At 29.4% G+C, this 21,371-nt stretch carries 21 protein-coding genes; 18 read left to right on the plus strand and 3 right to left on the minus strand.

Features of this window, described 5'->3' with window-relative positions:
• Positions 1–144: 144 nt before the first annotated feature.
• From L3B96_RS15730 to L3B96_RS15800, 15 genes are all read left to right on the plus strand, one after another.
• A complete protein-coding gene (locus tag L3B96_RS15730) occupies positions 145–1,134 on the plus strand; it encodes a sulfide/dihydroorotate dehydrogenase-like FAD/NAD-binding protein (RefSeq protein ID WP_023975056.1) in 990 nt (329 codons plus the stop codon).
• Entirely contained in the window at positions 1,131–2,408 is a 1,278-nt protein-coding gene (locus L3B96_RS15735; RefSeq protein WP_011969204.1) for an FAD-dependent oxidoreductase, read from the plus strand. Before L3B96_RS15730 ends, L3B96_RS15735 begins: the two co-directional genes overlap by 4 nt.
• Positions 2,409–2,656: 248 nt before the next feature.
• Positions 2,657–3,061: a YmaF family protein gene (locus L3B96_RS15740; protein WP_011969205.1), complete on the plus strand. Its 405-nt coding sequence runs from the start codon at positions 2,657–2,659 to the stop codon at positions 3,059–3,061.
• Positions 3,062–3,305: 244 nt separating this feature from the next.
• The gene (gene yjeM, locus L3B96_RS15745; RefSeq protein WP_077829528.1) at positions 3,306–4,802 is read left to right on the plus strand and encodes a glutamate/gamma-aminobutyrate family transporter YjeM; all 1,497 of its coding nucleotides are present in this window, start codon (positions 3,306–3,308) and stop codon (positions 4,800–4,802) included.
• A 202-nt stretch (positions 4,803–5,004) separates the two neighbouring features.
• Positions 5,005–5,532, plus strand: a complete 528-nt coding sequence (locus L3B96_RS15750; RefSeq protein ID WP_039771849.1) for a hypothetical protein — start codon at positions 5,005–5,007, stop codon at positions 5,530–5,532.
• A complete protein-coding gene (locus L3B96_RS15755; protein ID WP_011969208.1) occupies positions 5,525–5,923 on the plus strand; it encodes a GntR family transcriptional regulator in 399 nt (132 codons plus the stop codon). The genes L3B96_RS15750 and L3B96_RS15755 overlap by 8 nt, the downstream gene beginning before the upstream one ends.
• Entirely contained in the window at positions 5,907–6,803 is an 897-nt protein-coding gene (locus tag L3B96_RS15760; RefSeq protein WP_039771850.1) for an ABC transporter ATP-binding protein, read from the plus strand. The genes L3B96_RS15755 and L3B96_RS15760 overlap by 17 nt, the downstream gene beginning before the upstream one ends.
• On the plus strand, positions 6,784–7,851 hold the full coding sequence (locus L3B96_RS15765) for a hypothetical protein (RefSeq protein ID WP_077829530.1): 1,068 nt from the start codon (positions 6,784–6,786) through the stop codon (positions 7,849–7,851). The genes L3B96_RS15760 and L3B96_RS15765 overlap by 20 nt, the downstream gene beginning before the upstream one ends.
• A 170-nt stretch (positions 7,852–8,021) precedes the next feature.
• Positions 8,022–8,282: a ground-like protein gene (locus L3B96_RS15770; protein ID WP_077723653.1), complete on the plus strand. Its 261-nt coding sequence runs from the start codon at positions 8,022–8,024 to the stop codon at positions 8,280–8,282.
• A 193-nt stretch (positions 8,283–8,475) separates the two neighbouring features.
• Positions 8,476–9,186, plus strand: a complete 711-nt coding sequence (locus L3B96_RS15775) for a pseudouridine synthase (protein ID WP_012058121.1) — start codon at positions 8,476–8,478, stop codon at positions 9,184–9,186.
• Between the two features lie 224 nt (positions 9,187–9,410).
• A complete protein-coding gene (locus tag L3B96_RS15780) occupies positions 9,411–10,307 on the plus strand; it encodes a MurR/RpiR family transcriptional regulator (RefSeq protein WP_012058122.1) in 897 nt (298 codons plus the stop codon).
• Positions 10,308–10,414: 107 nt separating this feature from the next.
• Positions 10,415–11,746: a polynucleotide adenylyltransferase gene (locus L3B96_RS15785; RefSeq protein WP_238948035.1), complete on the plus strand. Its 1,332-nt coding sequence runs from the start codon at positions 10,415–10,417 to the stop codon at positions 11,744–11,746.
• A gap of 266 nt (positions 11,747–12,012) precedes the next feature.
• Entirely contained in the window at positions 12,013–13,044 is a 1,032-nt protein-coding gene (locus L3B96_RS15790; protein WP_238948036.1) for an FIST N-terminal domain-containing protein, read from the plus strand.
• A gap of 14 nt (positions 13,045–13,058) precedes the next feature.
• On the plus strand, positions 13,059–14,018 hold the full coding sequence (locus L3B96_RS15795) for a methyl-accepting chemotaxis protein (protein WP_238948037.1): 960 nt from the start codon (positions 13,059–13,061) through the stop codon (positions 14,016–14,018).
• Between the two features lie 235 nt (positions 14,019–14,253).
• Positions 14,254–14,523 carry a late competence development ComFB family protein gene (locus tag L3B96_RS15800; protein WP_012058126.1) on the plus strand — a complete coding sequence of 90 codons (270 nt, stop codon included), beginning with the start codon at positions 14,254–14,256 and terminating at the stop codon, positions 14,521–14,523.
• A gap of 87 nt (positions 14,524–14,610) precedes the next feature.
• On the opposite strand, the gene L3B96_RS15805 is transcribed toward L3B96_RS15800, so the two are convergent.
• Entirely contained in the window at positions 14,611–15,405 is a 795-nt protein-coding gene (locus tag L3B96_RS15805; RefSeq protein ID WP_077829532.1) for a TPM domain-containing protein, read from the minus strand.
• Positions 15,402–15,968, minus strand: a complete 567-nt coding sequence (locus L3B96_RS15810; protein ID WP_012058128.1) for a LemA family protein — start codon at positions 15,966–15,968, stop codon at positions 15,402–15,404. The genes L3B96_RS15805 and L3B96_RS15810 overlap by 4 nt, the downstream gene beginning before the upstream one ends.
• A gap of 282 nt (positions 15,969–16,250) precedes the next feature.
• On the opposite strand from L3B96_RS15810, the gene L3B96_RS15815 reads away from it, so the two are divergent.
• Positions 16,251–17,171 (plus strand): CorA family divalent cation transporter, encoded by a 921-nt coding sequence (locus L3B96_RS15815; protein ID WP_023975046.1) that lies wholly within the window; start codon positions 16,251–16,253, stop codon positions 17,169–17,171.
• A 77-nt stretch (positions 17,172–17,248) separates the two neighbouring features.
• On the opposite strand, the gene cax is transcribed toward L3B96_RS15815, so the two are convergent.
• The gene (cax, locus tag L3B96_RS15820; RefSeq protein WP_023975045.1) at positions 17,249–18,295 is read right to left on the minus strand and encodes a calcium/proton exchanger; all 1,047 of its coding nucleotides are present in this window, start codon (positions 18,293–18,295) and stop codon (positions 17,249–17,251) included.
• A 339-nt stretch (positions 18,296–18,634) separates the two neighbouring features.
• Here cax and L3B96_RS15825 point away from each other — a divergent pair, with 339 nt between their 5' ends.
• Together L3B96_RS15825 and L3B96_RS15830 are read left to right on the plus strand one after the other, a co-directional pair.
• Complete coding sequence (locus L3B96_RS15825) at positions 18,635–19,012, plus strand: VOC family protein (RefSeq protein WP_238948038.1); 378 nt, start codon at positions 18,635–18,637, stop codon at positions 19,010–19,012.
• 177 nt (positions 19,013–19,189) lie between these two features.
• On the plus strand, positions 19,190–21,223 hold the full coding sequence (locus L3B96_RS15830; RefSeq protein ID WP_238948039.1) for a penicillin-binding transpeptidase domain-containing protein: 2,034 nt from the start codon (positions 19,190–19,192) through the stop codon (positions 21,221–21,223).
• Positions 21,224–21,371 lie beyond the last annotated feature (148 nt).

Consider the following 21,371-nt stretch of genomic DNA (forward strand, 5'->3'; position numbering starts at 1 on the left):
TTAGAAAATCAAAAATAAATCATTAGAGTATAAGGTATAGATTAGAATATTGGAAAATAAATAATTTTAAACAATTATATTTGTGTCAAATTAGATATTTTAAAATAATTTATATTAGAAGCAATTTTATCTAAAGGAGAAAAAATGGTAAAAGAAGCTATTGATTGTATAGATGCGGGAACGGAGTATTGTCCATGTAAACTTGCAGAGTATGGGCAGTGTTTGACATGTTCCCAATGCCAAGGAGAAGTTTTTTGTGATTGTTTGAATTGGAAGGGGGTTTGTATATATCAAGAACTCCATAATAATGGAAATAAAGCAAAAGAAGGGCGTAAAACTTTTGAATGTAATGTGACAGAGGTACTAAATTATAATGATGAATTAGTGATAATTAAATTTAAAGCTCCTCATAAATTAGTTATAGATTTGGTGAAGCCTGGAAGTTATATATTTATAAGAACTGATGGAAATACTTATTTCGATGTTCCGATATCTATAATGAATTCAGATATAGAAAGTGACATTATCATGGTCGCTGTTGAAATTAGAGGAGTTAAAACTGCTAAATTATTAGATATTAAAACAGGCGGGAACATAGTAATACGTGGACCTTACTGGAATGGTGTTTTTGGAATTAAAAATATATTGGCCCAAAAGAATAATAAAGCATTAGTACTTGCAAGAGGTATTGGATTAGCTCCTATGATACCTGTAGTAAGAAAGTTAATTTCACAAAATAATGATATACAAATAATAATCGATAAAGATCCATTTGAGGAAAATTTTTCTGAAGAAATTTTATCTGAATATAAAATAGAGGTATCAGAGTGTTCACTACTGGATAAGGGCAAGCTCTCAGATCATGCAAAAGTATTGATTAAGGATTCGCTTAAAAATGGAACTAATTATATTCATGTAGCAGGAGCCGATATCTTGACTTATGGTGTTATTAATTATTTAAGCGACATTAATAGAAATGATGTCTCACTTTCATGTTGTAATAATTTTAAGATGTGCTGCGGTGAAGGAATTTGTGGAGCATGTACATCAAGATTTTCAGGTCACAGAGTAAAAAGATTCTGCAAAGAACAGGCTGACCCGAGAAGTATTTTTGAAGGGAGAAGATTTATATGAAGGTTATTATTGTTGGCGGAGGTTGGTCTGGATGCGCGGCAGCAATTTCGAGTAAAAAAGCTGGAGCAGATGTTACTATAATCGAAAAGACAGATTTGTTACTTGGACTTGGTAATGTAGGTGGAATAATGCGTAATAATGGTAGATATACTGCTGCAGAAGAATTAATAGCTCTTGGCGGAGGAGATCTGATTAAGATCACAGATGAAATTTCAACTCATAAAAATATAGATTTTCCAGGACATAAACATGCTACACTTTATAATGTTAATTTAATAGAGGGAGTTGTTAGCAAATATTTGAAATCATTAGATATAAATCTAATGATGGAGAGCAGAGTTAATGACATAAATTTTGATGGACAAAAAATAAAAGGTGCTTATCTTAGCGATGGAACTTATATAGAAGGTGACGTATTTATAGAGACAACAGGAACTACCGGGCCTATGGGAAATTGCTTGCGTTATGGAAATGGCTGCTCAATGTGTGTTTTAAGATGTCCTGCTTTTGGGCCTAGAATTAGTATTAGTGAAAGATGTGGAGTTTCCGATATTCAAGGAGAAAGAGGAGATGATATCTTAGGGGCGTTCTCTGGTTCTTGTAAATTGGCTAAAGAAAGTTTGTCAGATGAAATAAGAAATGAGTTAGATTCTAAAGGTGTTGTAGTTTTAAAAGTTCCTAAGGAAGATATAAATTATGATAAATTAAGTACAAAAGTATGCCAACAATATGCGCTCAAAGAATTTGCTGAGAATATCATACTCTTGGATACGGGACATGCAAAGCTAATGACAACTTACTATCCGTTATACAAACTAAGGAAAATAAAAGGATTAGAAAATGCTAAATATGTTGATCCATACGCAGGAAGTAAAGGAAACTCAATTAGGTATTTATCAGTTGCACCAAGAACTAATGACTTAAAGGTAATTGGCGTAGATAATTTGTTCTGTGCAGGTGAGAAAAGTGGATTATTTGTTGGTCATACAGAAGCAATGTGTACTGGTGCTTTAGCTGGACACAATGCGGTAAGATTGGCTATGGGAATGCCGCTTTTGATACTTCCTTCATCTATAGCAATCGGAGATATGATAACTTACGCGAATGAAAAGGCGAGTACTAGAGAAGGAAGAAAAGATAGATATACTTTCGCAGGTTCAGTATATTTTAATAGGATGAAAGAATTAGGTCTGTATACAATAGATGTAGATGAAATTACAAAAAGAATACAAAAAGTAAATTTAGATAATGTTTTTAGCCAAAAATTATTATAATAATTATTACAATTAAGAGGAAGTTATAAAGATTTAAAAGACATGGTATTTAAAATCATGTCTTTTATTTTTACAAAGAAACGTACATTAAGCATTAATTTAAATAAGTTACGAAAATTTATTCTATAAGTTGACGTTAATTAAACTTTAGTTAATTAGAAAGATAGATGAAATAAGTTTGCCTTTTTAACACCAATCATATGATTGTACATAACATATAGTATATAAAAACTGAGGAGGAATTAGATATGAGCAACAATAATAATTGCGATATTGCTTATGGTCGTCATTATAGAGGAAACCAACTTGGTGATAATTATTATAGGTATAGGGATCATAATCATGAATTTCTATCAAGCACAAATTATGAAGAAGATGAGAATTGTGAAGAACACAATCATCGTATTGCTGGTACTACTGGCCCAGCAATAAGGGTTGGACTATCTCATGTTCATAGAATCGAAGAAGTCACAGACACATTTAATGATCATAATCATAGAGTTTGCATTACAACTGGTCCAGCGATTTATATTTCACGAAATAAGCATATTCATATAGTTCAAGGGCAAACATCATTCAATGATGGGCATGATCACGATTATTTTTTTACTACTCTAATTGACGATCCATCTAATGTACCAGATAGAAATTAACGATAAATTAAGATATTTTATTTGCATATATTATTGCATAAACAAATATGAGTCGTCATAGCTATTAACCACACTCTAGTATAAATAGAGTGTGGTTAATTAGTTTTTTTATTCTTTAAGAATTTATAATGTATTTAAATATTTAAATATAGCATAAAAGTACATCAAAATTGCAAATAATAAATAAAAATACTATTCATTCTATTTGAATATGTTAAGTATTTAAAATTAAGGAGTAACAAAAATGGCAGAAAATAATAAACAAAAGAAATTAACATTAATTACACTAATTCTGATGATCTTTACATCAGTTTTCGGATTTGCTAATATGCCAAGATCTTTTTATCTTATGGGTTATGGTGCAATTCCTTGGTTTATATTAGGAGGGATAACATATTTTATACCATTTGCATTCATGATGGCAGAATATGGATCTGCATTTAAAGATGAAAAAGGTGGTATATACTCATGGATGGAGAAGTCTGTGGGCCCTAAGTTTGCCTTTGTAGGAGTTTTCATGTGGTATTCTTCTTATGTAGTATGGATGATAAATATATGTTCTACTATTTGGATTCCATTATCAAATACAATATTTGGAATAGATACTACATCAAATTGGGGAATACTTGGATTGAATTCAACTCAGGTTTTAGGGGTACTTGGTGTTATATGGGTATCTGCAACATATCTTATATCAAAAAGAGGGATAAGCAAAATAACTAAGATTACATCAGTTGGAGGAATAGCGGTAGCACTTCTAAACATAGTTTTGATAATAGGGGCAATTATAATATCTATATTAAATAAGGGACAATTTAGAGAGGAAATTACATCTACAATTTCTTTTGTTAATTCACCAAATCCAGCTTATCAGAATGTTAGTTCAGTTTTATCATTCCTAGTCTTTGCTTTATTTGCATATGGTGGTATCGAAGCTGTGAGTGGACTTGTTGATCAAACTGAAAATCCAGAGAAGACATTTCCTAAGGGGATTTTAATGGCAGCAGCTATAATTTCTGTTGGTTATTCTCTTGGAATTTTCTTGATTGGAATATTTACAAACTGGGCAGGCACTCTTTCAGGTGAAAACATCAATATGGCAAACGTTGCATATGTTGTTATGAATAATTTAGGATATACTTTGGGCAGCTCAATGGGGTTAAGTAATTTGGTATCTATACAAGTTGGAAATTGGGTAGCTAGGTTTGTTGGATTATCAATGTTTTTGGCATTAACAGGAGCGTTTTTTACACTATCATATTCTCCGCTTAAACAGTTAATAGAAGGAACGCCAGCAAAGCTTTGGCCAGGAAAGATGGCTGTTATTGATGAAAACGAGATGCCAATAAATGCAATGTTCATTCAAACTATTATAGTAGCAGTTATGGTGCTATTTGTTTCTATGGGAGGAAGCAGTGCAAAATTATTTTTCACAATGTTAGTATTAATGACTAATGTCGCAATGACTATACCATATTTATTTTTATCAAGTGCGTATATATCATTTAGAAAAAAAGATAATATAGAGAAGCCTTTTATAATATTGAAAAGTAAATCATTTGCTATATTTATAGGAGTTATAGTTACGGCAGTGGTTGGATTCGCAAATTTCTTTACAATTATCGAGCCGGCAATCCATGGGGATTACAAATCGACATTTGCTATGATTGCGGGACCTGTAGTTTTTGCTGTAGCAGCATTATTAATCTATGCTAATGGAGAGAAGAAAAAAGATATTTAGAAAATTGTTTGTACATAGTAAAAATAACTAGGGGTTAAAATCTCTAGTTATTTTTATTATTAATATTTTCGGTTACATTATGTATATTAAGGAAAAATTAAGAAATGTTAAACAATTATTAATTGAAAAAGCAAGAAATGAGTTTTATAATTCAAGTGTACTATATGAGCTAGTACACTTAATACAATTAGGAGGGAAGTTTATGAAAAAATCAACGATAATTATTATGTTTGGAATTGTCATTATAGTTACTGCTTTTCTTGGGATGGATAATAATAAAATGTATCAGAAACAGAAGCATTTCGAAACTGTGAATGAGGTTCTAGATCAACTAAATGATAAACCGTTAAAAGCAATTGATGATACCGGAAAGTTAACTGAAACAAATGAATTTAAGGAATGTTTTTCAGAACGAAAAAGGTTAACTAATTTCGAGTTTAATTTTTCGAAGGTAAACATAGAAAAAGTATGTGATCTTAATGAAAAGGATAAAAGTGAGATGCTAAGTGAATATGATGGATTCCGAAATAATTTTTCTAAAAGACGTCCGATAACAAGAGAAGAACCAGTAAGCTTAATTGTTGATGCATATAATTACAGCTCTCTAAAAGAAAAAGATGATAGATCACAAAAGCTAAAAGTTAACTTAGTCCTCGTAGATGAGGGGGAAGGTTTAGTAATTGATTATATTATGTATCATTCTTATGTAGAAGGTAATGACAATGCTTAGAATCGATCCTAGGAGTAGTACTCCTATCTATGAACAAATAGAACTTGGGATAAAGGAACTTATTCTAAAAGGAGCTTTAAAGATGGGAGAGAAATTACCATCAGTTAGAGAGTTGGCATCAATACTTATGATAAACCCCAATACAATAAGCAAAGCCTATGGTGAACTTGAAAGAGAAGGTATAATTGAAACTTTAAGGGGAAAAGGAACTTTTATAACATCTAATTATGAAGGTAAGGGGGATCATAAAAAAATGGAGCACATTTCAAATGAATTAAAAAAAATTATACTTGAGGCAAGTTATGGGGGCGTTAGTAAGGAAGAATTTATAAGGTTGGCACTTCAAATATTTTCCGAGTTAGGGGTGGATGATAATGATAGAAGTAAATAATCTATCCTTTGAGATTGATGGAAAACAAATTTTGAAAAATATAGATATTAGAATAGATAAAAATAAAATATTTGGAATTATAGGACCAAATGGTGTGGGAAAAACTACACTTTTAAGATGCTTAACAGGAATTTATAAAGGGACATCAGGAAATGTATTTTATGATGGACAAGATGTTTATGATAATATAGACGTTAAAAATAAAATTGGCTATGTAGCGGATGAGAATATCATGCAAACAAATTTTAAAGTTAGCGAAATACTGAAGTATTATAAATATTCATATAAAAATTTTGATGAAAAGAAATTTAATGAATTAAATAAAATTTTTAAAATTCAAACTAATAAGTATATATTCCAATTGTCCAAAGGGATGAAAATGAGACTTTCCATAATGCTAGCTTTTTCTATTCATGCTGAATATTTAATATTGGATGAGCCAACATCAGGACTAGATGCAATACTAAAGAATAAATTATTAAAGATATTTGCAGATGAAGTTTTTGAAAATGGTATAACTATAATAATAAGTTCTCATCATTTAAATGAACTTGAGAGGATTTGTGATGATGTGGCTATTTTAGATAAAGGCGTAGTTACATATGAAAATTCTGTGGAAAATATGAAGAATAAGATAAAAAAGATACAAGTGGCTTTTGATGAGCCTGTTTACGAAGAAGATTTAAAACTTAAGGGAATATTTAAAATTAGTAGAGTTGGCAGAGTCTTTACCATAATAACTGATGAATATGACGGGGAATTTATAAAAAGCTTAGAAAAATTTAAACCGTTATTTATTGAAGAAATAGATTTAAGCTTAGAAGATATCTTTATCTATAAAGTTGATAAGGAGGATAATGATGAAAAAATATTTAAATAAAGGATTGCTATATGCATGGTTCAATTCTGCTAAGGCAGCCATCTCTATAGGATTATTAGTATGGGGAGCTGTAGCATATGAAATTATAAAGAGCAATTTAAGTAATGTTAGAAATCAACTTGCAAACAATTTTGATAACTACTACTATACAAATTCTTGGAACGAATATTTCATGCTAGCAATTATATTTGTGGCTATATATTTTATAGCAAAGGGAATTAATAAGAGAAATACTGAAATGTTCTTATGTAGTGGACCATATACAAAAAAGCAGATTAGATATAATGAATTTATATGTCTTTTAATTACATTAATACTTTTTGTAATGACTTATGTTTATATTGCAATAGTATCATATTTCGGTAATGCTGAATTTATATCCGTTGTTGAAGGATATTGGAATATAGTTATTATAGAAACTTCAAAAATAATTTTACTTGGAATTATTGGTATAATGTTTATGTTAATAATAGATTTAATGTTTTCTAATTCAGTAATAGGATTTATTAGCATGATTTCAATAATACCTATATCTATTTCGATAATAATAGCTAAATTTATTTCTATATTTGAATATTTTGGAGTTAATAAGGATTATAGTTTGTTAGATAAAATAAGAGGTGTAGATTATAAAAATAAATTAGGAAGAGGCTTTTTTGAGATTGTATTTGATAGAATTAGCGTTAAAGATATAATAATCAGAAATTTATGGAGTGAGACGGTAATTATTTTATTTGTTATTATAATTATGATTATTGTTTACAGTGTAGTTCAAAATAAGTATAAACTAGAGAACGCTAATAAGATATTTTCATCACAAAATAACGAAAAGATTTTAGCAATATTAGTATCAACAGCAGCTGGATCATTTGCATCATTGTTTTTAACTGAAAGTTTTATTCATAGTTTGCAGCGAAAGAATGGAAATTCTATGGTATTAATAGGATCAGACTTAATCAAGGGTCTTGGATTAGATATAATATGCATGATTTTAATTGGATTTATAGCCTATAAAGTAATAAAAAGAATATTAAAAAATATAGTTTAGGTGCTAAAAATAATTTTTGATAAACAAAATATTTATAGATTTTAATTTAGTGAGAACCATATGAAGTAATGATACTTGTATATGGTTCTCATATTTTATTTAAATCATAAAGAACAAAAAATATATGTATCGAATAGAATATATTAACAAAAGAATAGGAGATGATCAACATGTCTAAACATTCTAATGATTGTTGCTGCTGTAAATGTAATTCTTGTTGCTCTTGTAAACCTAGTTGCTGTAACGTTTGCGGATGCGGCGGCGGCTGCGGAGGATACGGTGGCTACGGTGGTGGATTTGGAGGCTACGGCGGCGGCTTTGGAGGCGGCTTGGGTTGCGGAGGCGGCTTTGGTGGCTGCGGAAGCTGGCTTTGGATTTTATTAATTTTATTCCTTGGTGGCGGAGCAGGTTGCGGAGGATTTCTCTGGTAATTTGATTAATCATAAGGAGTACAATTTAAAAGTAGCCTTATAATTAGATAATAGAAACGCTGGTGACAGCGTTTCTATTACTTTACTATTCAAATAAAAATAATTAGAAAGTTGTATTATATAAGTGAAAAAGATATAATCTAAAATGTAAAAGTATAAATGTATTTATATGCTAAATGGAGTGATTTAAATTATGGAAGAAAGATTGCAGAAATATCTCGCAAATTGTGGAGTAGCTTCAAGAAGAAAATGTGAGGAATTAATAATTTCAGGAAAAGTTAAAGTAAATGGGGTTATAGTTAATGAAGTAGGAATAAAAGTAGATCCATTAAAAGATATGATAGAATATGATGGAAAGGAAATAAAAAAGAAAGAAGATAAAGTTTATATAATGCTCAATAAGCCTGAGGGATATATTAGCTCGGTTAAAGACGAAAAAGGCAGAGATACTATTTTGGATATAGTTAAGGTGAATGAGAGAATATATCCAATTGGCAGATTAGATTATGATAGCTCAGGATTATTGTTATTAACAAATGATGGGGAAATTTACAATAAAATAATCCATCCAAGGGTAGAAATAATAAAAAGGTATGTGGCGGTAGTTAAGGGAGAGATAACTGATAAAGATAAGATGAAGTTTGAAATAGGTATAGATATTGGAGGGTATATTACTGCTCCAGCTGAGCTTAAAGTTATTAGTTATGATAAAGGCGTTTCGACTATTGAGATTGGTATTCATGAGGGAAAGAACAGACAAATAAGAAAAATGTGTGCTGCTATACACCATGATGTATTATCTTTAAAAAGAATATCTATAGGGGAAATAAAACTAGGATATTTAAAAAGAGGGGAATATAGAAAGTTAAACAAAGAAGAACTAGATTATATTAATAGTTTATAGAAAATAACTAATCATAATGACAGATAAAGGAGATTTGATTGTACATCATTAATAAATTAAAGTAAGATATTGATTTTAAAATATAATACGTAATGAAAGTAGCTTGATAAAATATTGCAAATTTTTAATATGCTCTGTGAAAAACAAGTTATTTGTTGAATATTTAGAAATAAGATGATAGAATTAAGATAATATTATTCAATGTTGTAACAGGAAGGCAAAAGATGGATGAAGTAAATAATGAAAATAGTAAAGATTTAATGAGATTAATTCAGGGAAAATTTATAAGGCTAAGTAAAGGTCAGAAATTAATAGCTGAGTACATATTAAAAAATTATGATAAAGCAGCATTTATGACGGCAGCCAAACTAGGAATATCTGTTGGAGTTTCTGAATCAACAGTTGTAAGATTTGCGATTGAGCTTGGCTTTTCAGGATATCCTAAATTGCAAAAAGCATTACAAGAACTTATAAAGAATAAGCTAACAACTGTACAGAGATTAGAGCTTAGAAATGATTATTTTTCTGATGGAGATGCATTAAAAGGTGTACTAAAAGCTGATATGGAAAATATACGTGCAACTCTTGAAAAAATTAATCAAAACACGTTTGAAGACGTAGTAAAGGGGATTTTTGAGGCAAATAGAATATACATAATTGGTCTTAGAAGTTCTACTGCTCTTGCGGAGTTTTTAGGGTTTTATCTAAATATAATACTGCAAAATGTTAAAATTGTAAGTTATGGAATTTCAGATGTATTTGAACAAATGATAAATGTAGGAGATGGAGATTTAGTTATAGGAATTGGTTTTCCTCGATATGCAGCTAAAACTATTGATGCATTAGAATTTTCACAAGATAGAGGAGCTAAAGTGGTTGCGCTCACGGATAGTTTACTATCACCTCTTGCGTCTAAAGCTGATCACACATTAATTGCACAAAGTAATATGGCATCATTTGTAGATTCTTTAGTTGCACCTATGTCAGTAATAAATGCACTAATTATTGCAGTAGGAATGCGAGAGAAGGAAAATATATCTGATATTTTTGGCAATTTAGAACAAATATGGCAGACATATAATGTTTATTCTTATAATAATAGAAATGTTGCAGATGATTAAAATTTTAGTAAATAGAGCTGTTCTCAGAATGATTATGAGGGCAGCTCGTTTTTATTAGATAAAGATAAATTTATTTTGATAAGAATGATAAGTTTGGAGGTGAAATATTGAATAAAAATATAGAGATGCCTAAAAATGTTGCATTAATCATTGATAGGTTATTAGAAAATGGATATGAGGCTTATATGGTTGGAGGATGTGTTAGAGATTGTATTCTAGGAAAAGAACCTAAAGACTGGGATATAACAACTAATGCTAAGCCACTAGAAGTAGTGGAGTTATTTGATAAAGTTATATTAACTGGATTAAAGCATGGAACAGTTACAGTAATGTTAAATAAAGAGAGTTATGAAATTACAACTTATAGATCAGATGGTGAATATGAAGATAATAGACATCCCAAAGAGGTTAAGTTTGTGAGTTCTTTAAAGGAAGATTTGGCGAGAAGAGATTTTACCATTAATTCAATGGCATATAATAATATAAGTGGATTAGTAGATTATTTTAATGGGATAGAGGATTTGGATGAAAAGGTAATAAGAACTGTAGGTGAACCTAGAAAAAGATTTGGCGAGGATGCATTAAGAATGCTTAGGGCAATTAGGTTTTCTGCCCAACTAGATTTTACTATTGATAGGTTAACACTAAATTCAATAAAAGAACTTAAAGATAATATAAGAAATATATCAAAAGAGAGAATAAGAGAAGAATTTAATAAGATATTACTTAATGATCCAAGAAAAATAGAAATGTTGAGGGAATGTGGAATTTTAGAATACATAGTTCCAGGAATAACCAAAATCTATAATTTTAATAAAAACAATTCTTGCCATTCACATGATTTATATAATCATGCAATTATAGCAACTGAAACTGTAGAATCCCAGATATATTTGAAATTGAGTATGCTATTTCATGATTTTGGAAAGGCTTGCACAATAAGAACTGATGAAAATGACAATTTGCATTGCGGTTCTTATTCAAAAGAATCCTCAAGAATAGCCAATGAAATATTAAAATATTTGAAATATGATAATAATACAATTAATAAAGTTACACTTCTTATACAGTATCATGACTATAGGATGGATAATAAAGTATCTATAAAAAAACTATTAAGAGAAATAGGTATAGATCTTTTTAAAGATCTAATTAAGATTAAGCGAGCGGATATACTTGCTCAGGAGTCCAAAAACTCTAAAAAACATTTAATAAATTTAGATGAGGCCGAAAATATTCTTAATAAAATAATTGATAAAGATGAATGTTTTACTTTAAAAAATTTGAAAATCAATGGTGGAGATTTATTGTCTTTAGGATTTAATAAAGGAAAAGAAATTGGTGAAATCTTAAATCATTTGTTGGATATTGTAATTGAAGATCCTAAATCAAATGAGAAACAGGAACTAATTAAATTAGTTATGAAACGATGGAGATAAAATTTATTAATATAGAATATGTTAATAATCAAAAGATATAAATTCAAATTAAGCGCTGCTCATTTTGAATTTATATCTTTTATTTTAAGTTTTTTTAATTTGTATATATAAATATTTAAGTTTTTATTTAGTTAAATCTATACAATAAATTTAATTAATGAGAGAATAATTGTGTGATTGTATTTTGTAGAAAAATTGGATATAATTATAGTGAAAATTGAGAAAATTTTTACATTTAAGAAAAAATTAAGGGTGGGGATAAGATTATGAGAGAGTTAATGTTTTCAAACGTACAAGAAGCGTCAAATTTTATAAATAATAATTCTAATATAGGATTTGTTATATTTTCAAATGTAGAAAATGTTACAGAATTATCAACATTAGTATCTTCAAATGTTATACTTTGTTCTACGTCTGGAGAGTATGGAAGAAATGGTTATGAAGATGGAGTTATTTCTGGATTTCAATATGATATTTGTGATGGTGAAGTTGTAGAGATACTTTATCCACCAATAAAAAGTGTGAATAATTTAAAAGGGGCTTATGAAAAAATTAAAACTAACAAGAATGCTTTTTCACTTTTATTATGCGATGGTCTAACTGGAATGGAAGAAAGTATTATAGGTACCCTCTATTTTGTAGATGATAATTTTAAAGTCATAGGTGGAAGTGCTGGAGATAATCTTAAGTTTAAAGAAACATTCATATTTATAGGTAAAAAGCGTGTTCATAGTGTAATGATTTTCTTTAATACAAAAAGAAGAACTACTATAATAAAAGAAAATATATATATACCAATGGGACAAAGACTATTAGTAACTGAAGCCGACCCTATAAGTAGGACGATAAAGACATTCAATAAAGTTCCAGCTAGCATTGAATATGCAAGAGTTTTAAATGTAAAAGAAAGTGATCTTCCTAATTATTTTATGAATAATCCTTTAGGAAAAATGTATGAAGATGAAATTTTTATATCTTCTCCTATGAAAGTAAACCCGGACAAATCAATCACATTTTATTGCCAGGTTATGTCGAATACCTTTGTTGAGGTTCTAAAACCAGTTGATCCAATAAGCCAAGTAAGAAATACAGTTGAGAAGATTGGATTTAAACCTAGCTTTATGTTGTCAATAAACTGTATATTAAGAAGTTTGAAGTTTCAAGAAGATAATATTTGGAAAGCAATAGATAAAGAACTACTTTCATTCTGCCCTAATACTGCTGGATTTGTAAGCTATGGAGAGCAATTTTATAAAAAGCACGTAAATCAAACTATGGTAATATTAGCAGTTGAATAAAGGGGGATATTAATATGTTTAAATTTAAAAGTAAAGAAATAAGCACTATACAAAATCAAAATGAAGTTAACCGTAATGAGAAAGAAGAATGCTTCCTATATGTGAATGAAGTTATGGAGTTAACATCTATAATAGAAAATAATATAAAAACAGTTATTAATGAAGAAGGAAATATGACGTACGGGCTGGATAGACTTCTTAAAGGTACTGAATATACGACTAAGCAAACAGAAAATGTTAATGAATATTTACAAGTTTTATCTAACAATAGTGATAAGACAGAAAATCTTGTACAGGGTGTTTTTCTTAGTCTTGATAATTCTCAAAAAGAAATAGATAATGCAAGAAATGATTTTAATGAATTAATAAATCAGGTCGGCACAGTTTCTAAGGTTTTTGATGAATTTATCAATTTAATTTCAGAGATACAAAATCAGTATAACAGTATTCAAGGCTTTGCTAATATTATAAATGGAATTGCTCAGCAAACAAATTTATTATCATTGAATGCAGCTATTGAGGCAGCTAGAGTTGGTGAAGCTGGAAAAGGGTTTACTGTTGTATCTAATGAAATAAAAAAACTTTCTGTTGATACTCAGAAAAATGCTAAAGATATTATGAATTCTTTAGATGATTTGACAAAATCAATGGAGCAATTATCTAGTAAATCTAACGAAGGAACTGAAGTTATAAATAAAACAACTAACATTATAGAAGGTTCTTCATCTATACTAGATAAAATAGTAGATGCTGAATCAGAAGTATATAAACATGTACAAGGAGTTCAGGACTCTCAAAAGAATAATTTACATGGAATAAAGGAGATATCAGTAAATTTAACTAATTTAGTTGAGAAATCAAGAACTGAAAATCAGCAATTACAAAACCTAGTATATAGCATACAGAAAAAGGGTGATTGTTACCTAGACATACTTAATTATATAGATCAAATTAAAATTCTTAAAAAGGAATAAATGTTGTGTAAAATATTTTTGAATAGTGAGTAAACTAACTAGTATAAAGCAATAAAAGATGAGTTTAGCAGAACTCATCTTTTATTGCTCTAAATACAGATAAATGATTTTATAAGGGTTAAAATATTCTAAGATTAGTGATATAATTGTTCTGTTAGAAAATTGTGGTACAATCTCATTGTCAGTGGTAAAGATTAGATAATGCTTAAGACTTTAATATTAAGGAGAAAACATAATGGAGAATGTTATTAATTATATGGAAATATGGGTTAAGGAGTATATGGAAATCTTGTTAGCCAAAACAGATGGATGTAAATGCGATAAATGTAAAAGGGACATCTTCACACTTTCTCTTAACAATTTAAAACCGTACTATGTGGCAACACCTTTAGGAAAGATAATGGCCAAAATAGAAAGTACTAAACAACAAGTTGAAACTGATATAATAGTACAAGTTACAACTGCGATAAATAAGGTTAGTAATAACCCTAATCATGATAGATAAACATCTCAGGAAAATATTACTACTGATATTAAGAAAACTATAAAATATCGTTTAGAAGAATACCTTTATTTTATGGTTTGGGTGGTTCTACCAGTTTCCACTAGAGCCACCACCACCAGAAGAGCCACCACCGAAGCCACCAAAACCTCCTCCTGATGATCCACCTCTGGGACCACGGCCTCTAAAGATGCTACTCCAGAAAATAATCTGAAGTAGTGAAAAAGAAATTCTACCTTTATTAAAGATAATATCTAGCAATAGCAGACCTAGCACTATACTTCCAAACACCTTAGTTCCGGTATTAGATTTAATAGTATTTGTATTTTTTTCCGAGATATTTAATGATTTATCCAGAGTGATATTATACTCTTTTGCTATATAATCGCAAAAAGTACTATAAGAATTAAGTAGACCTTCACCATATTTTCCTTCTATAAAACTAGGCTTAGCAACTGATTCCATGATTCTGCTACTTAAAACGTCTGGAATAGCACCTTCAAGTCCACGGCCAACTTCAACTCTCCATGCCCTATCATTTAACGCCAAAAGAACCAATAAGCCGTTATCTTTACCTTTTTCTCCGATGCCCCATGATCTAAAAAGAGTATTAGCATAGTCTTCAATAGGTATATTATTAGTTGAGTTTATAATAACTACAACAGCTTGTGCGCCAGTTTTGTCTTCTAATTCCTTTCCTATAGAGAGTATGCCATTCACCTCAGTCTCGCTAGCTATATGTACATAATCATTTAAATATTTGTAAGATGTAGGAGAAGGAACTTTAATTTCAGCACTTGCTGAAATGAGGAAAATTGAAGAAACAACTAAAAGAAGAAAGCTTAATAATGAATTTAAAGATTTATGTATTAATTTTTCTATCATTTTGTAAAATCTACTGAAGGAACCTCTTTTGAGCCTTCGCTAGCTTTATAGAGTGGTTTCTCTTGGAAACCAAATAATGAAGATACTATATTACTTGGAAAACTTCTTCTTTTAGTATTATAATTTGTTACAGCAGTATTATAATCCTGCCGCGCTATTGCAATTCTATTTTCTGTTCCTTCTAACTGGACTGATAGATCTCTGAAATTCTGATTAGATTTTAATTCTGGATAATTTTCAACTATAGCCAATAGTCTTGAAAGGGAACCGGAAAGTTGATTATCAGCATCAGCTTGATCCTGTATATTTGTTGCACCAGATAATCTGCTTCTTGCATTAGCGATATCAGTAAATATGGATTTTTCTTGTGTAGCATAACCTTTAACTGTATTAACTAAATTAGGAATTAAATCCGATCTTCTTTGCAATTGAGTGTCAATATTTGAAGATGCAGAATTGGCAGTCTGTTCTAAAGAAACTAGATTATTATAACTACTTATAGGAATACCTACGACTATCAAGATTATTACCACAATTATTGCTATTTTTGTACTTTTTCGCATTAAAAAGCCTCCCTTCTAAATTAATTATATTATGTGCAGAAATATAAATTTTATATAGTAAACTAACCATATAACAAAATTTAAAATAATAATTCAAAAATTACAAGTAGCTTTAGATTATTGATTTGGAATTAAATAAGGAGAATATTTATGATGTTAAAATTTAAGTATCATAACGATAAACGAATTTTAATTAACGAATCATTATGAAGTTTAAGGATATGATGAAATGATTATGATAATATGTTAAAATATAATAAATTTATACTTAGGAGATTAAAAATGGTCTATGTTTTAGAGAATGATATATTACAAAGTGATAAAATGGAAAGTATTACAACAAATAATAATAAATTATTTGTTGTTGTCATCAAATTTGATGAACTTAAATCAGTTTCGGACATCCTCAATATAAACGAAAAATTATTATATGATTGTATGAATGGAAGAACATCTAAATTTGAAAGTTATGAAGGTCTAGATTACATATCTTTAAAGATTCCTATAATTAATAATGTATTAAAACAATCAAAAAAAGTAAGTATGTTTCTTCAGAAAAACGTACTTGTATTTATAAGTGATGGAAATGATATTCTAGAAGAGGTGATTTCTAAGAGTAAAACGGGTGAGATTAAAGGATTGAATCTTAGCAAGCTTTTATATGCATTTTTTGATAAACTTACATTTGAGGACACTTATCATATTGAAGAACTTGAATATGAAATTGCAGCACTTGAAGAAGGCTTAATGACTTCAAAGAATGATAATTACTTAAAGAAGATTATTATGTTGAGAAAAAAATTATTAAAATTGAAGAGGTATTATGAAAGATTATTAAATATTGCAGAATCTATAGAAGAAAATGATAATGGATTAATTGATAAAAAAATAATAAGATACTTTAGAATGTTCACTAATCGTATTAATAGACTATATCAGAATGTGAATAATCTTAGAGATTATGTTACTCAAGTAAGGGAAGCATATCAAGCTCAAGTTGACATAAATCAAAATCAATTAATGAGGTTATTCACGGTGGTCACGACTATATTTTTGCCACTTACTCTTATAGTAGGGTGGTATGGAATGAATTTTAATATGCCGGAATATGGTTGGAGTTATGGATATCCCTTTGTGATTTCAATAAGTGTCAGCGTAGTTGTGTTATGTGGTGTATGGTTCAAGAAAAATAAGTGGTTATAAAAATAATACCTCATAATTTTATAAATAAGAAATTATGAGGTATTGCATTAAAATGGAATTAGATTATTTTTTGAATTTTACAAAATAAAGAATGATGCGGCAACTATTAAATAGACAGCAAGGAGTTGAACTCCTTCCAACCAATTTGATTCTCCATCGTTGGAAACTCTATTAGCTATTAATACAGCAACAATAAGGCCAATCAGTTCAAATTCATTGAAAACAATACTCATAGGAGTGAATAATAAACTTAAGAATATTAATACTGGTGCTACAAATAATATAATTTGCAAGCTTGAGCCAATAGCTATTTCCAAAGCAACGTCCATTTTATTCTTCATTGCCATTACAACAGAAGTACTATGTTCGGCAGCATTTCCTATAATAGGGATTAAAATAATACCAACGAAAAATTCACTAAGTCCTAAGCTTGAAGTTATAGATTCTATTCCACTTACCAAGAATTCACTTTCTATAGCCACTAGAACTGTAGCAATAACTAATACAGATATTGCTTTCTTTAATGTCCATTTAGCACTACCTTCTTCTTGATTAGAAACTGTATAAATATCTTTGTGAGTGAAGAATGAAAAAATAAGACTTAAAATGTAAATAGAAAGCATTACTATTGCAACTATTATACTTAACCCTTCATATCTAGTATTCAAAAGAGTTGGGTCCACAGTATGGGTAAATAAAGCAGGTACACACAAGCCAACAACAGCAAATAGTAACATACTTGAAGAAACTTCAACTACTTTTTTGTTAAAAGTCTGAGTTTTATGTTTTAGCCCCCCAGCAAGCATGCTAGCACCAAGTACTAACAATATATTGCCGATTACAGACCCAGCTATAGAAGATTTTACAACATCAAAAAGGCCTTCTTTAAGAGCAAAAAATGATATTATTAGTTCTGTTGCATTTCCGAAAGTGCCATTTAAAAAACCGCCAATCTTAGGGCCTGAGTAGAATGAAATTTCTTCAGTTGCTTCACCCATAAGTCCTGCTAGTGGTACTATAGATAATGCTGCAAGTATAAACATTATTGATGGAGATACATGCATAACAAATTCTGCTATAAAGCTTATTGGAATAAAAATAAGCATATATTTTAGTAATTTCATGAAATATTGCCTCCTTGATAATTATTATAAATTTGTAATTCTAATTAATTTTAATTGAAAATTCAAATGATAATTGAATTTTCAATTAGTGTTTAATAAATACATCATAATATTATAAACTATAATTTGACATTATGCTATATTTTTCTAATTATGAAAATAGTTAAAGGTAATTTTTACTTTATTTTAGGAATAGGAAACTATTTTATTATTTGCATTTTATGTGGTATATTAATATAAGAAATTAGTGTATATAAATGCAAAGTAATGTTGTATAGAGAAATATATACTATTGATGCAAATAAATTATAAAATTATTTAAATTAAGGAGGAACTGAAATGTCAGTAAAAATGTTGCATACTTGTATTAGAGTTGAAAATTTAGAGGAATCTTTAAAGTTTTATAGAGATGCACTAGGTCTTATAGAGACTAGAAGAAAAGATTTCCCAGAACATAAATTCACCCTTGTTTATTTGTCAAATGAGATGGGGGGATATGAAATTGAACTTACCTATAATTATGGTGTTGAAAAATACGATTTAGGAAATGGATTCAGCCATACTGCAATAGGTGTTGAAAACTTAGAAGAAATGAGAGAAAAACATATAGAACTAGGATACGAAGTTACGCCTTTGAAAGGATTACCAGGAGAAAAAACAGGATATTATTTTGTGACTGATCCAGATGGATATAAAGTAGAAGTTATACGAAGATAATACTTTTATGCTTGAAAAATAAGTGAATTATATAAATATATATTAGATTAAGAGAGATTGCGAAAATATAAAAGTAGTCTCTCTTTATATTTTAATAATGTGGAATTCGAGATGTAAAGATATACATTTATATGGTATAATTTACTGATAGATTTAAGATAGAGAAGGTTGGATTTTATGGATAAAAAGAAAAATATTTATATATTAATTGGCGCAGGAATAGTAGTAATTCCATTTATTATTAGTTTAGCTGCTTTCTTTTTTTACAATAAGACACACAAACCGGAAAATAAATTACTGGAGTACTTTAGCTTATTAAATTCAAAAGAATATGAAAAAATGTATGATTTGGCAGATGGTGAAATTATACAAAAGATGTCCAAAGATGATTTTATTACAAGGAACAAAAATATTTATGAAGGTATTGGTGCTAGTAATATTGAAATCTATGTAAAAAATGTAAAAAAAGATGGTGATAAAGCTACCGTAGATTATGAAACCAGCATGGATACTATATGTGGAAAATTAGAATTTTCAAATAGTGCAACTATGAGTAGGAAGATTGGAAAGGATTATGCTTTAATGTGGAATTCTCAAGCAATATTCCCGGACTTAGCTGATAGCGACAAAATAAGAGTTAAAATAATAAAATCTAAAAGAGGAGACATATTAGATAGAAATGGAGTTAAACTGGCAACAGATTCTTTTTCATCTAACGTTGGAATTGTTCCAGGAAACTTAGGTGAAAACAAAGATAAATCAATTGATGAAATTTCAAAAGTATTAGGGATAACTGTTGATTATATAAACAGTCAACTAAATGCATCATATGTTAAACCAGATATGTTTATTCCGGTAAAGGCAATACCATATGGTGATGAGAGAATTCCGAGCCTTCTTAAAATTCCAGGAGTTAAAATTAATGATAAAGATGCAAGAGTTTATCCTTTAGGAGAGCAGGCAGCACATCTAACAGGATATGTACAAACTATAAATGCTGATGAATTGGACAAACACAAAGGCGAGGAGTATACTGAAAATTCTACAATTGGTAAATCAGGACTTGAAAAAACATACGAAGATACATTGAGGGGAATTGATGGTGCTGAAATATATATTCAAAGTATTCAGGGCGAAAAGAAAAAATCAATTATAACAAAAGATGTTAAAAACGGTACGGATTTAAAATTAACAATTGATAGCAATCTGCAAAGTTTATTATATAGTCAGCTTGGTAGTGATAAAGGAACTTCAGTTGCTATGAATCCTAATACAGGAGAGGTTTTAGCGTTGGTTAGCACACCTGCATTTAATCCAAATGATTTTGTTTTAGGTATGTCAGGTGATGAGTGGAATAGTTTGAATAATGATCCTAAAAAACCTATGTATAATAGATTTCAGGCAACATTAGTGCCTGGATCTTCCTTTAAGCCAATTACTGCGGTTATTGGTTTAGATACAAAAAAGATAGATCCAAATGCAAATAAAAATATAACTGGCCTTAGCTGGAAGAAGGATAGCAGTTGGGGAAATTACTCAGTTACAAGAGTAAGCGATTATAAAGGACCGTCAAATCTATCGAATGCACTTGTTTATTCTGATAATATCTACTTTGCTCAGGCAGCCTTAGATATTGGAAAGGATGTACTTAGAGATAAGTTAAATAGCTTTGGATTTGTTGATAAAATTCCATTTGAATATCCATTATATAATTCACAATATTCAAGTGATAAGGATTTTAAATCTGAGGTACAACTAGCAGACAGTGGGTATGGTCAAGGTGAAGTTTTGGTAAATCCTGTGCATCTAGCAGCGCTTTACACTATGTTTCAAAATGAAGGAAATATATTAACACCATATCTTGTGAAAAAGGATAATTCAGATAACAAAGTATGGAAAGCTAATGTTGTGTCAAAAGACTCAGCTAATACGGTACTTCAAGATTTGATACAAGTAGTAGAAAATTCAGGTGGGACAGGTCATGGAGCTTATACTAGTGGGTTAACTATAGCTGGAAAGACAGGAACAGCGGAGATAAAAGCATCTCAGGATGATAATAATGGTACAGAATTAGGATGGTTCGTTGGGATGACCACTAATAAATCTCCCAATAATCTATTGGTAGTAATGATGATTGAAGATGTTAAAGATAGAGGTAGTAGCCACTATGTAGTTCCTAAAGTAAAAAAGGCTCTGGAAACTGTAAATTAGTAAGATTAACAATTGCAATTCATATATGAAATGGCTGTAGATTTATACAGCCATTTTTTAGTAAAATATACTATAAACTATAATAGTGCATTTTTACTTGAATAATTTTACAGTTAAATAAAAAAGCCGATTCCTAAACTATTTTTAA

The sequence above is a fragment of the Clostridium sp. YIM B02569 genome (assembly GCF_022320765.1).
In the GTDB taxonomy this organism is placed as follows: Bacteria; Bacillota; Clostridia; order Clostridiales; family Clostridiaceae; genus Clostridium; species Clostridium beijerinckii.